This window comes from Vibrio sp. Isolate25 (genome assembly GCF_022398025.1).
Classification (GTDB): domain Bacteria; phylum Pseudomonadota; class Gammaproteobacteria; order Enterobacterales; family Vibrionaceae; genus Vibrio; species Vibrio coralliilyticus_A.
This window is the reverse complement of sequence record NZ_JAKEUT010000001.1, coordinates 60,226-82,871: the sequence shown is the minus strand read 5'-3', so window position 1 is coordinate 82,871 and position 22,646 is coordinate 60,226. Positions and strand designations below refer to the sequence as shown.

Here is a 22,646-nt window from a genome sequence, read left to right as displayed (position 1 = left end):
GATTAAAGCAAATGTCATACCAAATATTTTTTAATTAAAATTCAATAAGTTAATTTTTCCGCTGTCCTCCGTGACACAATATTTCGTTAAATCGTACAATAAATGGTTTTTTCTCACCATTTTTTGTGTCGTCCACTAACCAAACTTCTTCGCCACTTCAGCCGCTTTACTACCTAGCTCAGCAAAGTTGGCGGTCCCTTTTTCCATGATTTTCTGTGCTTGTTCAATCACCTGCACGTATTTGGGATCACCAGTGGCAAGAAGTTCAGACAAAGCAACACCGATAGCGGTGGTACTAATGGTGTTGAGATTGCGCAGGTTGTCAGCCGCATCTTGCACGGCAATGGCAGTGGATTGAGCGACCGATTGTTTGGCCTTGTCAGTCGTGCTCTCATTCGACATTGGCGGTTATCCGTTAGCCGCCTTTTTTGAGGATCAATGCACATGCCGTCGAGGTCGAAGCATTACTGATGGCTTGCATACCTTGCTGTATGGTGACGGCATTTTGCATATGCAGACCCATAGTGTCTGACATGGCTGACTCCGTCAGTTGATCGATCATCTCTGATACTTGTTTAAGATCTTCAGCACCCTTCTTGTCACTCATGATTCACTCCTAAAACAAAAGGCCAATGTCATAATTGAATTGGCCGTTGGGTCAACTGGTACGGTTGGCAAGAAAATCAAAGCGCAATAACGTTATTCTTCGTCTTTTTCGACGATTGCTTCTGTAGCTCGCCCGAGTACCGCTGTTCCAATCGCTGTCAGTGCGTTAACGCCCTGCACCGTCGCAGCCTGCATACCAATATTGGCCTGCTGCTGTGCTGATGTCGCATTATTGTTCAGGTTCGACATCGCTAAGCCCATAGAGGTAAACAAATTACCCATTGCATTAGCCGGTGATCCCGCCAGTACTTGAGTATTGGTTTGAGTTACGGAGTCTGTGATCTGCTCGTTGACTTTTTTCGGCATGATAACCTCACTTATTGAATTTCATTTGGAAGCAGCTCCTGCAGCTGCTGATTGATTTTGCTGATTTCTTGCTCAAGTTGACCCTCAATATTATCCAGCATGCCTGTGACTGCATTTTCCACTTCATCGATAGACTCTTTTACCTGACCGGAGCCAAAGCGCTTCTGCGAGTCAGCAATAAGCTTCTGAACATCCTGCTGTTGCTGCGCGGTAAAGGACTCAATCTGTTTAAGCTGTTCATTGACATCAAACTTGATTGGATCATTGCTGGCCATCACTCGCCCCTTTATCTCTCTTCAGAAAGCGCAGCAAACTGAATGAACGCTTCTTCTCTTCATCGCCTTCTTGAATGTCTTCCGAGCCACCTTCTTCTCTACCCAGTCGGTGACTGGCATCAACAAAAATGGCGGGCTCGGTTTTAGGCTCCACTTTCGCCTCAACCGTCGGTCGAGTCTGAGTCTGGAGCAATCGGGCACAGGCGTTGGTTACCGATGCCGCGGTGGTCATTTGTGATTGCTGTTGGGTGCTAACCGCGTTATGCATAGACAAACCCAGCGTATCAGCCAAAGTGGTTTCCAACAGGCTGGTCGGCTGTGACGAAAACCCCTGCAGCGTATTAAATTGGTCAATCGTATTTTGCGAGAGCTCTTGTTCGAACTCATTTTCGAATCTTGTATCCTGCTCTTTCATGTTCACTCCTTGCGATGCCTTCAACAGGCGCTGAAACGGATGCTGAACTCACAAACCTGAAATGGAAATGAGAAGAACAGCGATATCTACTGAGAGCGGTCGTGCAGCACTGTTGCGACTTTTTCGCCTACCACACCAAAGTTCTCGGCGCCATTTGTCACCACTTTTTGCGCTTGGTTGATGATGTCCATGTATTTAGGATCCCCAGTTTCCAATAGCTGACTGAGTGCTGTACCAATGGCCGTGGTACTCAATGTGTTCAGGTTGCGCAGATTATCTGTTGCGTCCGCAAGTGCCATGGCAGTGGATTGCGCCACAGATTGATTCGCAGCATGGAATGCTGACTCTGCCTGCTCAGGGGGTGTGTTTACCGTTTTCATTCACATCTCCTTCAAAGACACCTTTGCCAGCCACTAGACTGACAAAGGTGCGTACGGCATTACGAGTCTTTTTCGATGATGCCTTCTGCGCTTCGGCCAACAACCGAAGAGCCGATTGACATAAGCGAGTTAACGCCTTGGACAGTCGCAGCCTGCATTGTGATTTGTGCTTGTTGCTGACCGCTTGTCGCGTTATGAGCAGCAGTGCCTAACGCTTGGCTGGTAGACATTAGCAAGTTACCCATTGCCATTGCCGGAGTTTCACCAACCACTTTTGTGTTCACCTGTGTTACTGAGTCTGTTACTTGTTCATTAACTGGCATTGTTTCGTTCCTTATTTGTTGTTAACAATTAGTTTTTCCAACTTGGCTATCAATTAGCCTTTTTCGATGATGCCTTCAGCACCACGGCCAATGACCGAAGAACCGATTGCCATCAAAGAGTTCACACCTTGTACTGTTGCAGCCTGCATAGTGATTTGTGCTTGCTGCTGTGCAGCCGTCGCGTTGTGAGCAGCATTACTCAAAGCGTGGCTGGTAGACATCAACAGGTTGCCCATGGCCATAGCGGGTGTTTCACCAACCACTTTCGTGTTCACCTGTGTTACTGAGTCTGTTACTTGTTCATTAACTGGCATAATTTGCTCCTAATTTCAGTTAATTAGCTTGCGCTAGGTTCTAGGATGAGTTCGACACTACGGCCAATAACCGCGGTACCTGTAGCGAGTAAAGAATTCACTCCCTGCACTGTCGAAGACTGATGGACCAAAGTGGCTTGCTGGTTTGCCCCTGTACTGTTGAGAGCAGAGATGCCCATTGCCTGACTGGTTGAAAGCAACAGGTTTCCACCCGCAACAGCAGGGGTGTCGCCCACTACTTCGGTGTTTACTTGCGTCACAGAATCAGTGACCGCATCATTTACTGGCATATCAAATGCTCCTTTGCTGGTTAAGAAGCGCAGCATTGCACTTCAAAACTGACTAAGATCCTTTTGCTGCAATGGAATAAATCAACCCGGAACCTAACGCCGTATTAGTGACCACTATGGTCTGAATTTGCTGCTGAGCGTGTGTGGCATTTTGTGAAGCTTTCCCTAACGAATCGGCCACCATATTGAGATACATATTGCGCGATGTAGTCGGGGTAAATTGACTCAGCATTTTCTCGATGTTGATTTCCATTGCAGAGGCTCTTGAAGTTCGTCTCTATGCTTTCCATATTAGGAAGAAGTCCGCTGTATAACTTGGTCAAATCCCTCAAGAATTGCGGCCTTTTCACCAACTTAGGTCGCGTTAGAAAAGCGTACTTTGTCTCTTTCTTTTTGACGGTACTGGCGAGGTGTGCAGCCAACATTACGCTTGAACATTTTCTCGAAGTGGCTCAGATCACCGAACCCAGATTGCAAACACACTTCTGTCACTTTCATCATTGGTGATTCATCAATCATCTGCTTGGCATAGCGGATACGAACTTTCACCAATAGCGACTTGAACGAAAATCCAATGTGCTGTCGGAATAGATAAGACAGGTGAGATTGACTGGTATACGCCGAATTGGAGAGATCAGCGAGAGTCAGCTCTTCAGTGAAGTTGTTACTCATATAATTGAGCGCTTTGAGTAACCCAGGATGGAGGTGGCGAAAACCGCTAAACTCTTGGCTTAGCACAGCTTCAACAATATCGAAGGTTTCACTTTCTGGAAAAAGATCGAGATTTTGAATATCTGTGACATCAATGTCGTTACCACAGCAGGAAGCCAACGTCACAACAACGCGCTGTAACTGCTCAACATTCCCCGGCCAGTGATATTTATGCAGCAGTTGAATCGCTTCAGGAGTAAATCGGGTTGTAGTGAAAGACTGGATCTTGTTGAGGATGTGATCAATATGATTAGAAAGGTCTTGCTTCCGTTCTCTAACAGGGGGGATATGGAGTTCTAAATGAGGAATTTCTGTACCGAGTAATTTGGCGAGAAATTGCCGATTCCCTCCAGCACTATTCAGTGACTCTGTACAGGAAATGATCAACTGGACTTTTTTTTCGGCCAAACTGCGTTGAAACTCCTCTTGGCTGAATAAAGTGGTCAAGTAGTCTTTCTTCTCTTGTGGTAGAACATCCACTTCTGACAAATATAAAGTGCCTTGTTTCGCTTGATTCAGGCTACTTTCCAGATACGCTTTAAACTGCGATTGATTGTGGATAGTCGGCGGAATAAGAATGAAGCGCCCTTTACCTTCCGGTCTATTAAGATGGATAAGAGAAGCAATGGAACGCTTTTCGGTACCACTTTCTCCGCTAATAAACACTGGATAGCTGGTTCGCGCAGCAAACTCAATCTGACTTTGAATTCTCTGTATTGAAGGGGATAAGCCTAGCAGAGGGTAATCTGCTCCACTTCTATTTACAGAATGATGTGGAAATGAATTGTAGTTATTAAGTACCGCAGGATGGCCTTTTAAAACCGTACCTGTATTGGCATAGCTCAGCTCTGACATTGTAATTATTCCTTTATTTAAATGTAGTCTCAGACGTCGAGCTTCTATGCTAAGGGGAACCCTCCTAGGTAAATTGGTGTTATTAGCTAAATTCGCGGCCAAAGCAATGAGAAACTCGTTGAATATGAGGTAGCTAGCATTTACAAAGGCATAGTGAATGCGTTAACAGGGGTAATCAATGCCTGACAAGCAGGGAGTAGATAGCGGCAAAAAAACTGGGATTATTGTCGAAAAATGATGAGAGCTGTGGCCAGTGTGACAACTTCGATAGTGCATAAACATTGATTATCTATGCAAAGATAGAGTCATCCGACCTCTATATGCATCTAATTTCTCAAGTAATGAGAATGACCTATTTTTTAACACCCAACACTTCAAACGTTAAATTTGAAAACATTCAGATAAAACAACCTGCCAATTTTGTTACCACAGGGTTAAACATCAATATGATCCAGTGATAAAGATCACATCTACAAATCTATCAGCGCATTTTATTTTCTTTTTTTTCACTTCGGCTGATAACCTCCTGCACGCCTTGAAGTGAACTCAAGGTGCATAACTATAAGGAGTGTTCACTATGAATACCAAGAAACCGATGTCGCTAACCAGCCGCGTTATTCTCGGCATGTTAGCAGGTATCTTGACAGGGTTTGCGATTCGCAGCCTCTTTGCCGACAACGGATTTGTCGACACATACATCGTCAATGGACTGTTTGAAGTTGGTGGCCAGATATTTGTCGCCAGCTTAAAAATGCTTGTTGTTCCACTGGTGTTTGTTTCACTGGTTTGCGGAACAAGCTCACTAAAAGACCTCTCCACTTTAGGTCGAATGGGTGGTAAAACACTCGCTTTCTATATTGCGACAACTGCTGTTGCGATCACACTTGCTTTAACGATGGGTAACCTATTCCAACCAGGTGCTGGTGCCGATCTCACTGCCGCTAGCTCGTTTAAATCGGCAGAAGCCCCTTCTTTGGGTCAGGTCATCATCGACATGTTCCCAACCAACCCAATCAGCGCAATGGCCGAAGGGAAAACACTTCAGGTTATCGTATTTGCCGTGCTGTTTGGCATCGCGATCAGTGCTGCGGGTAAACCGGGTGAGCGTATTGCCGCTGTATTTGCAGACCTTAACGAAGTGATCATGAAGCTGGTTGCGCTACTAATGAACCTAGCCCCTTACGGTGTGTTCTTCCTGATGGCGAAGCTATTCACAGGCCTAGGGTTGGGTGCAATTCTAAACCTAGCGGAATACTTCGTTGTTCTAGCAGGTACACTTGTGCTTCACGGTCTGGTTACCTACAGTGTGATGCTGAAAGGCTTTACTGGTCTTAGCCCAATCACCTTCCTGAAGAAAATGGAAGATGCCATCATGTTCGCTTTCTCCACCGCGTCTTCTAATGCGACAATTCCTGTCACAATGGAAACGGCGAAGAATCGCATGGGTGTAGAGAACCGTGTTTCTTCATTCACCGTTCCTCTAGGTGCGACCGTGAACATGGACGGTACAGCGATCATGCAAGGTGTCGCAACCGCCTTTATCGCTCAAGCCTTCAATATTGATCTCACCATGGGTGATTACCTGATGGTGATCCTAACGGCAACACTGGCATCTATTGGTACTGCTGGAGTTCCGGGTGTTGGGCTGGTAATGCTGGCGATGGTACTCAACCAAGTCGGCCTCCCACTGGAAGGTATCGCTCTTATCATGGGTGTTGACCGTCTACTAGACATGATCCGTACTGCCGTAAACATCACAGGTGATAGTGCAGTGACCGTCATTGTTGCCAAGTCGGAAGGGGCTCTGGATGAGTCACGCTTCAACGATCCAATGGCCGGCGTGAAAGAAGAAGAAGTGAATCTGAAAAAAGCAGGCGCTTAATTTTCTTACTCACTAATAATAATGCCCTGTGCTGACGCATAGGGCATTTTTTTGCACCACTCGTTAGAATTTAAATTTAGCCACCAGCTGGCTGAGAGAATTCACATTGTCTTTCAGATCGGCACAATGATGGGAGGTTTGATTCACCATCTCAGTGTTGCTGCGTGCCACATCAGCAATACTCGAAACATGCGGAGCAATTTCATTGATAACCTGAGACTGCTCATTGGTCGCCGTGGCGGTCTGGCTACTCAGTTGGTGAATCTCGTCCACAAACTGATTGATAGACTCTAAGTGCTTCTCAGAAGCCTGAGCGGCGGTTAAACACGCTTTACCGGTACTGTGACTCTGGCCAACTTCTTTCACCACCGTATCGCTGAGGCCCTGAAGATTTTCGATAATGGTGCGAATTTCACTGGCTGAATCCTGCGTGCGTGACGCTAATGTGCGCACTTCGTCCGCTACCACAGCAAACCCTCTCCCCTGATCTCCCGCACGAGCTGCTTCTATCGCCGCATTGAGTGCCAGCAAATTGGTTTGCTCCGACACGCCGCTGATCACATCCAGTACCGTATCAATGGCGTTGATATCATTAGAGAGCTTTTCAATACTCTGACTACTCTGATCCAACTGTCGACTCATCGCTTCGGTATGAGAAAATGTGTCACTGACCGATGACAAACCATGTTTCACTTCTACTGTCGCTTGCTGCACATTGTCTGACGTATTGTTGGCATTGCTGGCGATCTCTTCCGAGCTAGCGCTCATTTCATGGATCGCTGTCGCGACTTGGTCAATGTTCTGCTCCTGCCCTTGGATCTGATGTTTCATCTCACTGGCTTGAGAATCAATATGATCAATGGTTGCCACCAAATCAGCACGCGAGCGATCGATCTCTTGCAAGACATTGCCCATATAAGCAACAAACTGGTTGTAACCACGGGCAATGCTGCCGACTTCATCATTGCGGCTTTCGTCCAGCCTTTGCGTCAGGTCACCACCACCGCCGCCTATTTCCAGCAGCAAGTCTGCTGTGGTCGACAGAGGTTTAAGCAAAGCATTCGTCATATAAGCACTAATGACAATAAAGAGTAAGGCCACTACCACACCGATGTAAGTCATGGTTTGAATAAACTGATTCAGCTCCGCCAGCACTTCACTTTGAGGCTGAAGAGAAACCAGTGTCCAACCGAGCTCTGGTAAGGCAATAAACCCGACAATCATGGCGCTGCCGTTCACTTCAGCTTCAATAATGTGTGAGTCTGTGTCACTGAGTTTACCCAGCTCCGCTGCCAATTCTCGCAACTGTAAGTCGTTGAGTGATTTACCAACTAGATTGGCATCTGCGTGAATTTTCACTACTCCTTGATTGTCGACCAGCATCAGTTGACCTTTCTCACCCAGTGAGTAGTTGGCGACGGTTTTCCCCATATTTTGTAGCGACAAGCCAATCCCGGTAACACCAATACGCTTGCCTTGTTGCATCACCACATGGTTAACAAACACAGTCGCTACACCAGTAGAGTCATCGACATCAATCGATAGCTCGACTTTCTTGCCACTGGCGAGAAAGCCATAAAACCATTGGTCATCATTAGACTGCGCCGACATGTCTTTCAATTTGCCGGTCGGAATGTAGTAGCTACTATCAACGGTATTAACGTAGAACGCCGTCAGTGCACCGAACTGTTGCTTGATACGGCTAAGGATGTCGACGATTTGTGCACTGCCTTCTCCGGTAAATTCGGTCAGCTGGGAAAGCTCTGACATCACATCTGCGATAACCAGCGGTTTCTCCAGCTCAAGCTTAATTTTGTTACTCACTTCTCCCAACGAAGCCGGAAGCTGCTGTGAATAGGTTTGGTCGAGAATGATCTTACGACCTTGGCTCACGGTGGTACTGATCAGTACGATGATCACCAGAACCACTGCCAATACTGTCGCCAGTATGGTTTTGTGTCTGATGCTGATGGCTAATTTCGTCACATCTAAATCCTTTTATAATTGACCAATGTAGGGCGCATCTAATGAGCCCGTGAAAAGAGAAAGAAGGTAGAAATGTCGCTCTCAGCCTTTCATTTACAACTAATGCGTTACCTATCAATAGTAAACGTAGCACAGCCGAAATTTCTGCATGCGTTGATTGAAGATAAACATCACAACTTCAACAACCTTGCATTTCTTGCTTCTTAACACCTATAAAAAACCCCGGAACACGTTCCGGGGAAAGGGAAATACACTGTCTGGAGACAGCTGGGAATGAGGAGTCTATGTCAGCCTGAACATAGGATGACAGGAAGTCAGGCTGACACTCAGTCCCGCAAGGACAGTTATTGGATAACTGCACCTTGTTCCACCCAAACTCCGATAAGGGATCGTTCCTCATCAGTCATCTGAGTAAGGTTGCCCAGCGGCATCACTTTAGTCGCAACGGACTGAGAAATGATGCGTGGAACATTAGTTAAGATCTCTTCAGGGGTATCCAGTACCACTCCGGCTGGCGCAACCGCAAATGCTGCGTGCGTTGGCGTGGCAGAGTGACATACAGAGCAGCGCTCCTGAATGACCTTGTTCACTTCGGCAAAGCTGACACCACCTGTTGCAGGTGCTGCTTGCTCCTGAGGAGCCTGCTCATTGGTTGATGCCGATGCGGTTTCACTTGCTTCTGTTGTTGCGGCTTCAGCAACAGGTGCAGCCTGCTGTTGTACGACCGGTGCTTTCGCCACTGGCGCCGCTGGTCGGCTCGCATAAGGAGAAGTCACAAACGCCAACGTGATCATACCCAACGCCGCCACAGGGATCGTCCAAGCAAATTTCTGACTGCCATGACGTGTGTTGAAGTAGTGTCGTACTAGGATACTGAAGATCGCCAGACCTGCTAGAATCGCCCAGTTGTACTCCGAACCGTAAGTGCTCGGGAAGTGGTTACTGATCATGATGAACAGAACAGGCAATGTTAGATAGTTATTGTGGCGAGAACGCAGTAAGCCTTTCGCTGGCAGTGCCGGATCCGGTTCGCGGTTTTCTTCAATCGCACTCACCAGATTGCGCTGCGCTGGCATAATAACGCGGAAAACGTTACCCACCATGATAGTACCTATGATGGCACCAACGTGGATGTAGGCACCACGACCACTGAAGACCTGAGCCAGTCCGTAGGTCGCACCAACAAGCAGCACAAACAGAACCAGTCCCAGCAACATTGGGGTTTTGCCTAAAGGCGAATCACACAAGAGATCGTAAATGAACCAGCCCGCGACTAACGCACCCACACCAATCGCAATAGCAGTGGTAGGTGACAGGCCAGAGCCCGGTGCAATCAGATAGATTTCTGCGTTGAGGTAATAAACAACTGCCAGTAGCAACACACCGGTAATCCAAGTGAAGTATGCTTCCCATTTAAACCAGTGCAGGTGCTCTGGCATTTCTGGTGGCGCAAGCTTGTACTTTTCAAGGTGGTAGATACCACCGCCATGAATTGCCCACAAGTCGCCTGACAGGCCAGTTTTCGGGTTAACGCGGTTTAGGTTGTTCTCCAACCAAACAAAGTAAAACGATGCGCCAATCCAGGCGATCCCGACTATCATGTGAACCCAGCGAATCGCCAGATTCAACCACTCCGTGATATGTGGATCCATAATAAACTCCTATTTACTGCCAGCGCTTTCCATCACAAGGGAACCCTGTGATGGGCAGTGCCAGCATTACAACGCTTGTTCCATGCGTTGCTCTTCATCCGTGCTGCTGTTGCCTGGAATATCTTCCAGATGCAGAGAAACCAAATCGGTGTCGAAAAACACTTCATCACAGTTATGCCCTTCACCACCTCGATCGACGATCAAAAACTGATCACGCTCGGTCAGCGCCAACACCGGATGGTGCCAAACACCTTTGTGGTAATTGACACCTTGTCGGCCATTGCTGATAAAGGCACGGCTTTGCGACAACTGCGGGTCATCTCCTTTCGGTGCAACAACAATTAAATAAGGTTGCCCAAGCAACGGAACAAAGGCCTGTGAGCCAAGCGGATGACGTTCCAGCATTTTTATCGTTAGAGGGTAACTCAGCGGCGTGGCCTGAAAGATACTGATGATGGCTTCACCACCTTGATCTTGCACGTCTGTGCTCGCTAGCTTGTGGTAACGACGGGTTGAGCCGTTATTGATCATAAAGTAGTCGCTGTTTTCGACTTCAATAACGTCTCCAAATTCTGCAAACGCCTCTTTGGTGAGTGGCTCTATTTTTAATCGGCGAATTCCATTGCTCATTGTGCTTCCCTCGCTTATTCCGCTTTAGTTCCAAATAAACGCAGGCGGCTAATACCACCATCCGGGAAGATATTCAGACGAACATGCGTCACAGCACCCAGTTCATTCACTTCAGAGACAAACTCATGAATGTCGTGTGCCTTGAGCTTCTGTGCTGGCAAAAGCTCACGCCAGAACAGGCTTTGTGTCGCCACCTGATCATCCGTGCCACCTTTAACGTAGGCCGCCTGAATAGAGCAGCTGTCTGGGAAGTTGCCTTTAAAGTGCGCTGTATCCACCACAACACGGTCAATATTACCGGCGTGCCCAAGTGCAACGATCACCCAGTCATTCCCCGGCGTGCGTCGACGTGCGGTTTCCCAGCCATCACCCATATTTTCACCTCGGCCAGGGCCAAGAATGTTTGATTTATTACCGTAGTGCTCGTCACTACATGCCAACGCACGACCGCCATTTTCAACAGCGGCTAAGTCTACTTTCTGCTGAGCATCAATGCGGTCCCAATCCACGCTTGGTCGGCCGTAAACACGAAGACGTGCAACACCGCCATCTGGATAGATGTTAAGACGTAAGTGAGTGAACACTTCGTCGCTTTCAATTTGCTCAAGGTGATGATGATCGCCTTGCAAGCTCATTGAAGGCAGAATTTCTTGCCATTCAGAGGCATCCGTTGGGTCACCATTAGGTGAATAACACGCATCGATGGATGCCGATGGTGGGAAGTTACCCGTAAAGAAAGAGGTATCGATATCAACGCCTGCAATCGTGCCAGCTAAGCCTAGACGAATCACACAATAGTCGTAGCCTTCGCCACGCTTACGGCGGCTTTCCCAGCCATCCATCCATTTTCCATTGTCGTCATAAACACCTTCCTTCCACTCCGGCGCTTCACGGCGTAAAAGGCGGCTTTTATCCGCAAAGAAATCATCGGTCGCGTAGATAGCTTGTGCGCCCAGTTTGTCATCAGCAAGGTTAATGTATTGTTCAAAATCTAAGGACATTTCCTTCATCCTTCCAATTAATCAAAAATAGGTTAAGTGAGTCAGTTATCTGCTCCTAAAGAGCGTTATTACGAGATAGTCGCCAGCTCAGTGACTTACATATCTCGTAGGCGAAACAAGGCAATCTTGTTGATTTCCTGAATCGCAGTAGCAAACTCAGTTTCACTATCATTTCCTAATCGCATCTCGAACGACTCAAGAATTTGGTAACGATTGGCCCCTTTCACTGCCATGATGAAGGGAAAGTTGAAGCGACTTTTGTAGCTGTTGTTATAAGTGGTAAATTTCTCGAACTCTTCCGCAGAGCATTGATCAATGCCCGCCCCCGCTTGTTCAGCAGTAGAGGCGGCGGTCAGTTCCCCATTGACGGCTGCACGACCGGCTAGATCCGGGTGAGCGTTAATTAAATCCAATTGCTGTGCTTTCTCTGCACCCAGTAAAGTTTCAGCCATACGCTGATGCAGATGTTCAATCTTGTTATCGTCGACGCTCAGCCCTTTGTCATATACAGCTTCAGCGACCCATGGACTGTGCTCATACACATCACCAAAATGCGAGACAAATTCCGCGCGAGCCATCTCCGATGGTTTACAGGTACGAAATTCGATCATATTACTTCTCCTTTTTTGGTGTGTATGGGTGGTGTTCATGCCAGTGTCGAGCAATATCAATGCGGCGACATAGCCACACATCATCGTGCTGTTTTACATAATCAAGAAAGCGTTTGAGTGAGGCCAGACGGCCAGGTCGGCCAATCAATCGACAATGCAACCCAACCGACATCATCTTCGGTGCCACTTCACCCTCTTCATAGAGAGTGTCAAACGTGTCTTTCAGATACTGGAAAAATTGCTCGCCAGAGTTGAATCCCTGAGCGGTAGCAAAACGCATGTCGTTGACATCCAAAGTGTATGGGATCACCAGTTGCGGACGACCCGCTTCGGTGTGCCAATACGGCAAATCGTCATCATAGGCATCGGAGTCGTATAAGAATCCGCCTTCTTCCGCCACTAAACGACGGGTGTTTGGCCCAGTTCGACCGGTATACCAGCCAAGTGGTCTGCTACCTGTGATTGCTTTGATGATTTCAATCGCTTTTACCATGTGGTCACGCTCTTGTGACTCATCCATATACTGATAATCAATCCAGCGATAACCATGGCTGCAAATTTCATGACCCGCATGCACCATAGCCTTTGCTACATCCGGGTGTCGTTCAATCGCCATCGCCACCGCAAAAACAGTTAAGGGGATTTCGTATTCATCAAACAGGCGTAATACGCGCCATACGCCAGCACGACTACCATATTCATAGATAGATTCCATACTGATATGGCGCTCACCTTTGATCGGCTGAGCTGCTGGAATTTCAGATAGAAAAGCTTCGGACTCGTCATCTCCGTGCAACAGGCAGCGCTCACCGCCTTCTTCATAATTCAACACAAATGACACTGCGATACGAGCACCGCCCGGCCATTTGGGGTGGGGAGGATTTGCCCCATAGCCAACAAGATCTCGTGAATAATCCTTATCCATTCAGGCTCTCCTTAAAAAGCTCGGCGTGATGGCTACGCCACATCAACTTCATACATTCATTGTATACAATAAAATATCTTAATGTAAAGATTTTGTTGCTAAAGTTACTTTTTGTTAATATACCTATATTAATCAATATATTAGAAATCAATCCTGCCTAACCTCTAGCCGTCAACAGTTCACAAATTTGATTTTCTCAATTATTCTTTAATAACATTTTTATAACAACAAGCTTTACTATCCGAATATTTTGTGTACATATATAGGTATCCAACAAAGTTTTAAAACATCTTTGTATACAATTTAAGATCACTTCAAAGCTAAGGAGAGCGCGACGCGCGAACAGGAATTATGGGAAAACTAACCACACACGTATTGGATACAATGCATGGCCTGCCAGGAGCAGACATCAAAGTTGAACTGTTCCGAGTGGAAGATGACAACCTTACCAAGATTAAAACGGTTACCACCAACTTCGATGGCCGTACTGACTCGCCTGTATTAGAAGGCGAAGCTTTTGAGCTTGGTAAGTATCAGCTTGTTTTTCACGTTGCTGATTATTTCCGCAATAAGGATGTCGATCTCGGAGAGATTGCTTTCCTTGATGATGTTGTGATCCGTTTCGGGTTGAATGAAAAACACGCCCATTATCACGTTCCGTTATTGGTTTCCCCTTATAGCTTCTCGACCTATCGAGGCAGTTAACGCGAATACTCACCATCACCTAACAGCGTCATAACACTACTCAATCGGGAAAATTGAAGTTCGTCTGAGACAGAGACGTCCTGGCGAAGTGCGGTCTTCAATTAAGGAAACATCAAAATAAAAGGACTTGCTGACATGAATGAAAGCAAAGCAGAAGTGCTCAATACCGAAGGTCAACCTAGTGGCTTTTTAGAGCGTTTTTTCAAATTAAAAGCCCATGGAACCAGTGTCAAAAACGAAATGGTCGGGGGGATCACCACTTTTGCCACTATGGCGTACATCATTTTCGTCAACCCTCAGATCATGGCTGCTTCTGGAATGGATTCAGGCGCCGTATTCGTTGCCACCTGTATTGGTGCCGCCATCGGTTGTTTGCTGATGGGGCTGTTTGCCAACTGGCCTGTTGGCCTCGCGCCGGGTATGGGTCTCAACGCGTTTTTCTCGTTTACCGTCGTCAGTGAAATGGGCTACAGTTGGGAAGTCGCACTCGGTGCGGTGTTCCTCTCTGGTATCCTGTTTGTCGGGATGAGCTTCTATAAGATTCGTCAGTGGATCATCGAAAGTATCCCGGAAAGCTTGCGCTTCTCTATGACTGCCGGTGTCGGACTATTTCTCGGCCTGATTGGTCTTAAAACTGCAGGTATTGTCGTCGAAAACCCAGCAACTTTGGTCTCATTGGGCGATTTTACTAAACCAGATGCTATGCTCGCTGCCATTGCATTCCTGATCATCGCTGTGCTCAGCGAACGTAAAATCTTTGGTGCAGTTCTTATCGGCATTCTGAGTGTGACTCTGATCGGTATGATGCTAGGGCTGGTGCATTACAACGGCTTCTTCTCTGCACCACCAAGTATTGCGCCAACCTTTATGGCCATGGACATTTCTGGCGCATTTAACATCTCAATGGTAAGCGTGATTCTGGCCTTCTTGTTCGTCAACATGTTCGATACCGCTGGTACACTGATGGGTGTGGCAGAGCGAGCACACTTGATCAACAAGGAAACAGGTAAGATTGAAGGCTTAAGCAAAGCGCTCAAAGCCGACAGTATCTCTAGTGTGGCAGGTGCGTGTGTAGGTTGTCCTCCGGTCACTAGCTACGTTGAAAGCGCCGCTGGGGTGGCTGCGGGTGCTCGTACAGGTCTGTCTGCCATAGTGGTTGCTGTTCTTTTCCTCGCGGCCATATTCCTATCGCCTCTGGCGGGGATGATCCCATCATACGCGACAGCTGGCGCACTGATCTATGTGGCCTTTGTGATGATGAGCAGTATGCAGCACGTCGACTGGAAAGATTTCACCAATGGCGCTCCGGCTGCGATTACTGCACTGATGATGCCACTGACCTTCTCGATTGCTAACGGCATCGCGTTAGGCTTCATCACTTATACTGTGCTCAAAGTTGCCACGGGTAAAACCAAAGACGTATCTATCTCGATGTACATCCTGACAGTTATCTTCGTTGCTAAGCTGATTTACATCTAATCATCAATACCTTTATCCGTTCACCTGAGTACCTACTCAGGTGAAACATCCGTCGACCCTACGCAGTTTGTAGAAGTCTGTCACCTGTTGAGTGGAGCAATTGACCATTCAACGAGAGATAACCGAAACCGCCAACTCTCTCTGAGGTAAACAAATGAAACTTCTGTACACGCTTAACCAAAAACCGCCTCGTGGCATCACTTTACTCCTAGCACTCCAGCATATGCTGGCGTCGATTGGCGGCATCGTTGCCGTTCCCCTCATCGTCGGCGCCTCTATTGGGCTGCCCAACGAAGAAATTGTTTCTCTGATCAATGCTGCTTTGCTCGCTTCCGGTATCGTGACTATGGCCCAGTGCCTCGGCTTTGGCCCAATTGGCATTCGCTTACCCGTAGTGATGGGGTCCAGTTTTGCCTTTCTTGGCGTCGCTATTGCAATTGGCCGTGAAGGAGGAGTCGCTAGTATTATGGGCTCGGCGCTAGTCGGCTCACTGGTGGTGATTTTCGCCAGCTTTTATATGGACAAGGTACGCAAACTCTTCCCGACCGTGGTAAGCGGCGTAGTCGTCACCTTGATAGGTTTAACCATATTACCAGTCGCAATGAACTGGGTCGGTGATGCGCCTGCGGCTAGTGAAAACTTCGCGACACTACCCAAGCTTTTCCTCGCCATAGTGTCACTGGGCATTGTCGTCGCGGTATCAGTGTACTGTAAAGGGGCGGTAGCGGCATCAGCGATTGTAATAGGTCTCGCAGGTGGCTACATCGTTGCTCTTTCTATGGGCATGGTTAATCTGGATGACGTGTCAACTGCGGCTTGGGTCGGTGGCCCAGAACCGCTTAAATACGGTTTAAGCTTTCACGCCAGCGCGATTGTCAGCATGAGTTTGGTTTACATCGTCGTGATCGCAGAAGCCACAGGCGACTTCATGGCGCTCGCCAACAACTGTAATAAGCAAGTGTCAGGTAAAGACTTACAACGTGGCTTGCTTGGTGATGGCCTCGGCAGTACGCTTGCCGCAATTCTTACCGCGATGCCATTGGCTTCTTTCAGTCAAAACGTCGGTATTGTCGGCATTACGGGCGTTGCCAGCCGATTTGTCGTCGCCGCAACCGGTGGTTTGCTTATTCTCGGTGGACTCTTTCCGAAACTGGCTGCGATTGCCGTCACTATTCCTAAGCCGGTATTGGGCGGCGTCGGTTTTGTCATGTTCGGCATGATCGCTTACGCCGGGATTCGTATGCTGATCAAAGCTGCTGATACCAAACGTAATGCACTGGTGATTTGTGTTGGCCTTGCTTCTGGTCTGGCTGTGACGTTTGAGCCTCGTCTGCTGCAGCACTTACCCCATGATATAGCTAATTTCCTTCATTCAGGCATCACAACGGGCACCATCGCAACCGTTCTCCTGCACCAACTGTTACCGAAATCGAGCCGCAGAGAAGAGCGCGATGCTCTCAAAGAGAGTCGCGATCAAGTACAAGAAGAGCTAGCACAGTCTAAGAAAGAAGAGCAAACACCAGACGCACAAAGCCCGTTGAAAGCTCAGCAAGAATAACGACTGTTTTGGTTGCTCCTCTCTAGAAGCAACCAAAACACACTTAGCGTCAGACAAGTCTGGCAATAACTCAACCTAAAATCGAGCAAGACCCTCTCCCCTGAAATGGCTGAGATGGCTAAGGATTACTATGAATGGAAACCATCTGGATTAAGAATCCACTGGCAATTTACACTGCAAATCATCAAGACGCGCAAGGCGGCTTGGTGGTGCAGGGAAACAAAATTGTCGAACTTATCGCAAAAAACGAGACGCCGTCTCATCAGATAGATTACGTCGTCGACGCCTCGCACCATGTGGTGACCCCCGGCTTAATCAACGCCCACCATCACTTCTACCAGACCCTGACTCGCGCCTATCCTGATGCCTTGAACAAAGAATTGTTCCACTGGCTGCAAAGCCTGTACCCAGTGTGGGCGAATCTCGACGAAGAGATGATGAGTGTCGCGACTGAACTGGCACTGGTGGAACTGATGCTATCTGGCTGTACCACGGCATCCGATCATCACTACCTGCTGCCGAATGGGCTCGAACATGCGATTGATCTTCAGGTTGAAGCGGCGCAGAAACTCGGCGTACGAGCCATCTTTACCCGAGGTTCAATGAGCCTTGGTGAAGATGACGGAGGCCTTCCGCCTCGTCATACCATTCAGACGGAACAAGCAATTGTCGATGATAGCCAGCGCTTGATTCGCCAGTACCACCAGCATCACGATGGCGCCATGACGCAAATCGCCCTTGCGCCATGTTCACCTTTCTCAGTGACAACAGATCTGATGAAGGAAACTGCCTACATTGCGGCGCAAGAAAACGTCATGATGCACACGCATTTGTGTGAAACACTCGACGAAGAAGATTTCTGTTTGGAGAAATTCGGCCTGAGACCCGTCGATTACCTTGAAGACGTTGGTTGGCTGAATGATAGAACCTGGCTGGCACACGGTATTCATTTCAATCAAGAAGAGATCCGCCGTCTTGGCAAAGCAGGTGTGGGGATCAGCCATTGTCCGACATCGAACATGATGTTGGCATCGGGGATCTGCAAAAACAACGATTTGGAAGCCGCTGGCGTCAAAGTGGGTTTAGGTGTCGACGGTTCGGCATCCAACGACGGCTCCAACATGATTGCCGAAGTTCGCATGGCGATGTACTTGCAACGATTACAATACGGCTCAGCCAATGTCACCCATTTCGACGCCCTTCGCTGGGCAACACAAGGCTCTGCTCGTGCCATGGGGCGTAGCGACATCGGTGAGCTGGCCGTCGGAAAACAAGCCGATCTTGCTATGTTCAAGCTCGATGACATACGTTTTTCTGGCAGTCACGATCCGTTAGCCGCTCTGATCTTATGTGGCGCACAGCAAGCAGACCGTGTGATGGTCGCGGGCCACTGGCGCGTTCTCAATAGTGAAGTGATTGGTGTCGACTTGCATCAACTTCTCAACCGACATAAACACGCCGCCGCGCGTTTGGCGAAAAAAGCACTCGGTGAATAAACCTAATTCAGCCCTAGAATCACGCTGGGGCTTTTTATTCTTTCCCTCATAATTCGATCTTTCCCAACGAATAATTCAGGCGTTTTCATTACACTGATGTATCGAGTTTACACTGCAAATTATACAGGCATTCATACCCTGACGGGGTAGATACAGGATTCACTTCAGTATGGAAACACTCTCAATTGCGCAGGCTCAAAAGCTCGCGCTACTCTCTCAAGGTTTGCCACAAAGCCCAAAATCAGGCGGCGCGTTACAGAACACGCTTTCAACATTTGAGCGTATCGGTTATGTGCAAATCGACACTATCTCGGTCGTCCAGCGCGCCCACCATCATACCTTGTGGAGCCGCAATTCAAAGTATCAACCCAATCACCTCGATAAGCTGGTAAAAAATCGTTCTGTGTTTGAATACTGGTCTCATGCCGCCGCTTATTTACCCATGCGAGATTATCGCTTCACTCTGCCACGTAAACAGGCCATAAAATCCGGAGACCAGAATCATTGGTATCGCCGCGACAACCAGTTGATGAATGACATCATGAGTCGAATTGAGCACGAAGGGCCATTAATGGCAAAAGACTTTGAGTCTGCGGGGGTCAAAAAACAGGGCTGGGGAACCAAACCCACGAAGCAGGCGTTGGAGAATCTCTACATGCAAGGTGATCTAATGATCACTGAAAGGCGCAACTTCCATAAAGTGTATGACCTGACAGAACGAGTCCTGCCGCCAGGAATAGATACCTCAATGCCAAGCAATGAAGAATATGGGCGTTATCTGGTGATGAATTACCTCAGAGCGCATGGTTTTGGTCATCTGTCGGAAATCAATTACCTACTCAAAAACACTAAGCAGCTGGTCAGCAACACGATGAAGCAATTGTGCCAACAAGGTGAAATTTTCCCTTTTAAGGTCGACGGCCATACCTATTACACGTTCCACGGCGCGTTGGATTTGCTCGGTAAGCGCCTCAATCGCCAGAAGGCCAAAATACTCTCTCCGTTTGATAATCTACTGATCCAGAGAAAACGTGCTCAGAAAATTTTCAACTTCGATTATTTGCTTGAGTGCTATGTGCCAGCGGATAAACGCCAGTTTGGTTACTTCTGCCTACCTGTCATGTGGGATGGAAAGTTAGTCGCTCGTGTTGATTGCAAAGTAGACAAGCCAACCTCGACACTTCAGGCGCTAAGCTTACATATCGAACCCACACTGAGAAAGCGAGATGACTTTCACTCTGCCCTCGAACAAGAGCTGTCGGAGTTTGCCCAGTTCAATCAGTGTGAGCAGTTTAAAATCCAACAGATTCATGCTTAACCTTCAGATACAAACAAACCCCGACCAGTGTCTCTGGTCGGGGAATTGAGTTCACTCAAAGGCAGTGGTTAACTCAAATTAGAACACTTTTTTGATTGCGGCATCAGCGCATTCCACATCTAGGTGACCACCCGGTGCTCCACCTACACCAACTGCACCGATTAGGTTGCCATCAAGCTGAACAGGAACACCACCCGCTAAGAACAGCAAGTTGTCATCCATATTTTGCAAAGGCTGCATAATTGGCTTGTCAGCGATCAGCTTCATCAGGTTGCCTGACGGCTGTTTCATGCTGGTCACAGTAAAGGCTTTCTTGCGTGAACTGTCTAAGGTGTGGATGCCTGCACCATCTGAACGGAGTTGAGCCAGTACATTGCCCGACAGGTCAACCACTGTCGCTGATACTTTGTAGCCTTTCGCTTCACATTGATTAACGGCTTCTTTTGCCAGACTGAAAGCGGACTGAGACGAAATTTGCGTCACTGATACGGTGTGGCCTTTATCTGCGGCTGACGCATTGAAAGACATTGAAAGGAAGCCAAGAGACGCTGCTAGTACGCTAAGTTTGATAGTTTTCATGTTCACTCCTGTAAGGTAGACCTTGTTTGATTCGACAGGTACATCCTAACTAAGGCTCTATTACTGAAGACTTTCTCAATCATTACAAAGCTGTAATCTTGGTTAAATTCATGAAAGGTTGTTGGTAGAGTATGAAGGACTGTTTAGGGAGAGTGAGGAAATGGACAGCTGATGAAAATACTTTTGATTGAAGATGACACCCACATAGCACGCTTTCTTATCAATGGCTTTCAGCAGGAAGGCTGTACAATAACGCACGCCACCAATGGCGTTGACGGATTGCATGAAGCCATCAGCGAATCTTTCGATGTGATTGTGCTCGACATCATGTTGCCACAAAAAGATGGCTTTGAAGTCTTGGCTCAACTAAGAGGAGAAGGCCACGCAACACCGGTTCTCATCCTGAGCGCAAAACACTCTGTAGATGAAAGAGTCAAAGGGCTGCAATCTGGTGCCGATGATTATCTGGTCAAGCCGTTCGCTTTTCCGGAACTGCTGGCTCGCTGTCAGTCACTGGCCCGCCGAGGTCAACAGAACCCTGCGCAAAGTTATCAATTGAGCTACAGTGAGCTATCGCTGGACCTACTCAAACACTCACTTGAAAGAAATGGCGCCTCGATTCAACTCAATCAACGAGAATTCATGTTGATCAAGCTGATGCTGGAAAACCCTGAAACCGTCATTTCAAAAACCGCCATTCTTGAGCAAGTCTGGGGCCATCAGTTTGATCCGCAGACCAATGTGGTGGATGTACTGGTGTGTCGTTTACGCAGCAAAGTGGACAAAGGCTTTGATACCCCATTAATTCATACACTCAGAGGGGTTGGCTATGTCCTCAAGTCACAACATTGAGCAGGCACTGGCTAAGGCACGCAACACACTACTGATGCGGTTTATGGCGATCTTATTGCTGTGCCTGATACTGGTTGAAATAGTGGTTGGAGTGATGTTCTTCTTCGATTTATACCGCACCGAAAAGAAAATCCTCAACTCAATGGCCACTGAATACCAGCGTATTCTTACCTACGATTCAGCCGATCAACTGATTCACGTCATGACGGCCAATCCGCATCGCCTGATTGAAAACAATATCGCGGCTTTTTCTATTTCGAAAGAGCCTACGGCCAGCCCCAACTTTGTCGCTGGTGACAGCAACTTGCCAGCCGACATCCTACTCAATGATTACCTTACTGACGATAAATCTTGGTTTACGGCTTTCATTATTAACCCATATATGTCGCTGAAGATTGAAGGAGAAACGCTGGATTTTTGGTTAGTTCTCGACAATCAACCGCGTTACGCCATCGCCTACAAACAATGGCTGATGACTTTGTACGCCTTAATTGTGTTGGTTGCTATCACTACTTTGTTCACTCACCGCATTATTCGCAGCGCGATGTCACCACTGGTTACGCTCGGAGATTCGCTGGATAAGCTCAGCCAAGGCAAGTTAGAGATGACGGACAAACCAGCCGCCACACCGCAAGGGCTGAGCGTCATCAGTGCCAGTGTGCATGACGCTATCGCCCGATTGCATCATGTCACCACTACACTCAATACGACCGTCGATGCCATTGCTCATGATATCCGTACTCCCTTATCACGAATTACGCTCTCTTCACAATCCGCGCTGTTAGACAGCAAAGACCCCCAGCAGATGGAGCACGCTTTATCTGATTGCGCTGAATATGCAATGCAGGCCAGCAATATGCTGACCGCTCTAATGAAGCTCAACGATGAGGTCACCGGCAAACGTCAGCAACAAAGCACCTCAACCAATGTCTCTGAGGTGCTGAAAACCGTTGTGAGCTGGTATGAAGACGTAGCGGATGACAAGCAGATTCAATTGCAGGCAATAGCTGATGACAATCTCATCATTCAATCAGACCCAGAAAAACTCACACAGGCGCTGGTGAACTTGGTCGATAATGCAATTAAATACACCGGAACAGGCGGAAAAGTTGTTCTAAAAGCCGATAAAACCAGTGATCATCACGTTCAGATTCTTGTCTCAGATACAGGTATTGGTATCGACAAACAGTATCAGGATTTGATTTTCGAGCGGCTCTACCGCGTTGATGCGAGTCGCAGCAATATTGAAGGCTATGGACTGGGCCTATCACTTGCCGCAGCCATGGTTGATAACTTAGGTGGCAATATTCAACTGGTGTCTGAACCGAATCAAGGCAGTACGTTTACGATTACGTTGAGCGCGAACTCAAACAGTAATGGATAAAAAGGGGGACAAACGTCCCCCTTTTTAAATACCACACAGTTCATCGGCTGTAG

At 47.7% G+C, this 22,646-nt stretch carries 26 protein-coding genes; 8 read left to right on the top strand and 18 right to left on the bottom strand.

Translation table 11 applies throughout. The annotated features are described in order from the left end of the window. Nucleotides 1–135: 135 nt before the first annotated feature. The 11 genes from L1D15_RS00410 to L1D15_RS00360 all read right to left on the bottom strand — a co-directional run bounded on the left by L1D15_RS00410 (nucleotide 136) and on the right by L1D15_RS00360 (nucleotide 4,535). Complete coding sequence (locus L1D15_RS00410; protein ID WP_239835643.1) at nucleotides 136–402, bottom strand: hypothetical protein; 267 nt, start codon at nucleotides 400–402, stop codon at nucleotides 136–138. A 13-nt stretch (nucleotides 403–415) separates the two neighbouring features. Beyond that, complete coding sequence (locus L1D15_RS00405; RefSeq protein ID WP_099608220.1) at nucleotides 416–607, bottom strand: RebB family R body protein; 192 nt, start codon at nucleotides 605–607, stop codon at nucleotides 416–418. Nucleotides 608–699: 92 nt separating this feature from the next. Beyond that, entirely contained in the window at nucleotides 700–972 is a 273-nt protein-coding gene (locus tag L1D15_RS00400; protein ID WP_019277222.1) for a RebB family R body protein, read from the bottom strand. Nucleotides 973–983: 11 nt separating this feature from the next. Next, entirely contained in the window at nucleotides 984–1,247 is a 264-nt protein-coding gene (locus tag L1D15_RS00395) for a hypothetical protein (RefSeq protein ID WP_239864767.1), read from the bottom strand. Then, nucleotides 1,234–1,662 (bottom strand): RebB family R body protein, encoded by a 429-nt coding sequence (locus tag L1D15_RS00390; protein WP_239874291.1) that lies wholly within the window; start codon nucleotides 1,660–1,662, stop codon nucleotides 1,234–1,236. Before L1D15_RS00390 ends, L1D15_RS00395 begins: the two co-directional genes overlap by 14 nt. An 86-nt stretch (nucleotides 1,663–1,748) precedes the next feature. Next, nucleotides 1,749–2,042, bottom strand: coding sequence for a hypothetical protein (locus L1D15_RS00385; RefSeq protein ID WP_239835646.1), 294 nt, complete (start codon nucleotides 2,040–2,042; stop codon nucleotides 1,749–1,751). A 59-nt stretch (nucleotides 2,043–2,101) separates the two neighbouring features. Beyond that, on the bottom strand, nucleotides 2,102–2,365 hold the full coding sequence (locus L1D15_RS00380; protein WP_006960110.1) for a RebB family R body protein: 264 nt from the start codon (nucleotides 2,363–2,365) through the stop codon (nucleotides 2,102–2,104). Between the two features lie 53 nt (nucleotides 2,366–2,418). Then, entirely contained in the window at nucleotides 2,419–2,679 is a 261-nt protein-coding gene (locus L1D15_RS00375; RefSeq protein WP_006960109.1) for a RebB family R body protein, read from the bottom strand. 23 nt (nucleotides 2,680–2,702) lie between these two features. Further along, on the bottom strand, nucleotides 2,703–2,969 hold the full coding sequence (locus tag L1D15_RS00370; RefSeq protein ID WP_239864771.1) for a RebB family R body protein: 267 nt from the start codon (nucleotides 2,967–2,969) through the stop codon (nucleotides 2,703–2,705). Between the two features lie 52 nt (nucleotides 2,970–3,021). Then, nucleotides 3,022–3,222, bottom strand: coding sequence for a RebB family R body protein (locus L1D15_RS00365; RefSeq protein WP_006960107.1), 201 nt, complete (start codon nucleotides 3,220–3,222; stop codon nucleotides 3,022–3,024). Between the two features lie 101 nt (nucleotides 3,223–3,323). Beyond that, complete coding sequence (locus L1D15_RS00360) at nucleotides 3,324–4,535, bottom strand: AraC family transcriptional regulator (RefSeq protein ID WP_239874290.1); 1,212 nt, start codon at nucleotides 4,533–4,535, stop codon at nucleotides 3,324–3,326. A 577-nt stretch (nucleotides 4,536–5,112) separates the two neighbouring features. Between L1D15_RS00360 and L1D15_RS00355 the strand changes: the two genes are divergently transcribed. After that, on the top strand, nucleotides 5,113–6,417 hold the full coding sequence (locus L1D15_RS00355; protein ID WP_239835649.1) for a dicarboxylate/amino acid:cation symporter: 1,305 nt from the start codon (nucleotides 5,113–5,115) through the stop codon (nucleotides 6,415–6,417). Between the two features lie 63 nt (nucleotides 6,418–6,480). Here L1D15_RS00355 and L1D15_RS00350 read toward each other — a convergent pair whose 3' ends face one another. The 6 genes from L1D15_RS00350 to puuE all read right to left on the bottom strand — a co-directional run bounded on the left by L1D15_RS00350 (nucleotide 6,481) and on the right by puuE (nucleotide 13,222). After that, nucleotides 6,481–8,403 carry a methyl-accepting chemotaxis protein gene (locus L1D15_RS00350; protein WP_239874289.1) on the bottom strand — a complete coding sequence of 641 codons (1,923 nt, stop codon included), beginning with the start codon at nucleotides 8,401–8,403 and terminating at the stop codon, nucleotides 6,481–6,483. 344 nt (nucleotides 8,404–8,747) lie between these two features. Beyond that, the gene (locus L1D15_RS00345; RefSeq protein WP_239874288.1) at nucleotides 8,748–10,055 is read right to left on the bottom strand and encodes a urate hydroxylase PuuD; all 1,308 of its coding nucleotides are present in this window, start codon (nucleotides 10,053–10,055) and stop codon (nucleotides 8,748–8,750) included. A gap of 66 nt (nucleotides 10,056–10,121) precedes the next feature. Continuing rightward, entirely contained in the window at nucleotides 10,122–10,685 is a 564-nt protein-coding gene (locus tag L1D15_RS00340) for an ureidoglycolate lyase (RefSeq protein ID WP_239874287.1), read from the bottom strand. A 14-nt stretch (nucleotides 10,686–10,699) separates the two neighbouring features. After that, on the bottom strand, nucleotides 10,700–11,686 hold the full coding sequence (gene alc / locus L1D15_RS00335; RefSeq protein ID WP_239874286.1) for an allantoicase: 987 nt from the start codon (nucleotides 11,684–11,686) through the stop codon (nucleotides 10,700–10,702). Between the two features lie 95 nt (nucleotides 11,687–11,781). Continuing rightward, entirely contained in the window at nucleotides 11,782–12,297 is a 516-nt protein-coding gene (gene uraD, locus L1D15_RS00330) for a 2-oxo-4-hydroxy-4-carboxy-5-ureidoimidazoline decarboxylase (RefSeq protein WP_239874285.1), read from the bottom strand. A 1-nt stretch (nucleotide 12,298) separates the two neighbouring features. Further along, on the bottom strand, nucleotides 12,299–13,222 hold the full coding sequence (gene puuE / locus L1D15_RS00325; RefSeq protein WP_239874284.1) for an allantoinase PuuE: 924 nt from the start codon (nucleotides 13,220–13,222) through the stop codon (nucleotides 12,299–12,301). Between the two features lie 351 nt (nucleotides 13,223–13,573). Here puuE and uraH point away from each other — a divergent pair, with 351 nt between their 5' ends. From uraH to L1D15_RS00300, 5 genes are all read left to right on the top strand, one after another. After that, nucleotides 13,574–13,927: a hydroxyisourate hydrolase gene (uraH, locus tag L1D15_RS00320; protein ID WP_239864788.1), complete on the top strand. Its 354-nt coding sequence runs from the start codon at nucleotides 13,574–13,576 to the stop codon at nucleotides 13,925–13,927. A 135-nt stretch (nucleotides 13,928–14,062) separates the two neighbouring features. Continuing rightward, nucleotides 14,063–15,406, top strand: a complete 1,344-nt coding sequence (locus tag L1D15_RS00315) for an NCS2 family permease (protein ID WP_239874283.1) — start codon at nucleotides 14,063–14,065, stop codon at nucleotides 15,404–15,406. Nucleotides 15,407–15,560: 154 nt separating this feature from the next. Next, nucleotides 15,561–16,964 (top strand): nucleobase:cation symporter-2 family protein, encoded by a 1,404-nt coding sequence (locus L1D15_RS00310; protein ID WP_239874282.1) that lies wholly within the window; start codon nucleotides 15,561–15,563, stop codon nucleotides 16,962–16,964. 134 nt (nucleotides 16,965–17,098) lie between these two features. Beyond that, nucleotides 17,099–18,460 (top strand): 8-oxoguanine deaminase, encoded by a 1,362-nt coding sequence (locus L1D15_RS00305; RefSeq protein ID WP_239874281.1) that lies wholly within the window; start codon nucleotides 17,099–17,101, stop codon nucleotides 18,458–18,460. Nucleotides 18,461–18,629: 169 nt separating this feature from the next. Then, entirely contained in the window at nucleotides 18,630–19,778 is a 1,149-nt protein-coding gene (locus L1D15_RS00300; protein WP_239874280.1) for a crosslink repair DNA glycosylase YcaQ family protein, read from the top strand. Between the two features lie 78 nt (nucleotides 19,779–19,856). On the opposite strand, the gene L1D15_RS00295 is transcribed toward L1D15_RS00300, so the two are convergent. After that, the gene (locus tag L1D15_RS00295; RefSeq protein WP_040122112.1) at nucleotides 19,857–20,357 is read right to left on the bottom strand and encodes a heme-binding protein; all 501 of its coding nucleotides are present in this window, start codon (nucleotides 20,355–20,357) and stop codon (nucleotides 19,857–19,859) included. A 171-nt stretch (nucleotides 20,358–20,528) separates the two neighbouring features. Between L1D15_RS00295 and L1D15_RS00290 the strand changes: the two genes are divergently transcribed. Both L1D15_RS00290 and L1D15_RS00285 read left to right on the top strand, forming a co-directional pair. Continuing rightward, the gene (locus tag L1D15_RS00290; protein ID WP_239874279.1) at nucleotides 20,529–21,209 is read left to right on the top strand and encodes a response regulator transcription factor; all 681 of its coding nucleotides are present in this window, start codon (nucleotides 20,529–20,531) and stop codon (nucleotides 21,207–21,209) included. After that, complete coding sequence (locus L1D15_RS00285; protein WP_239874278.1) at nucleotides 21,187–22,593, top strand: HAMP domain-containing sensor histidine kinase; 1,407 nt, start codon at nucleotides 21,187–21,189, stop codon at nucleotides 22,591–22,593. Before L1D15_RS00290 ends, L1D15_RS00285 begins: the two co-directional genes overlap by 23 nt. Nucleotides 22,594–22,646: the final 53 nt, after the last annotated feature.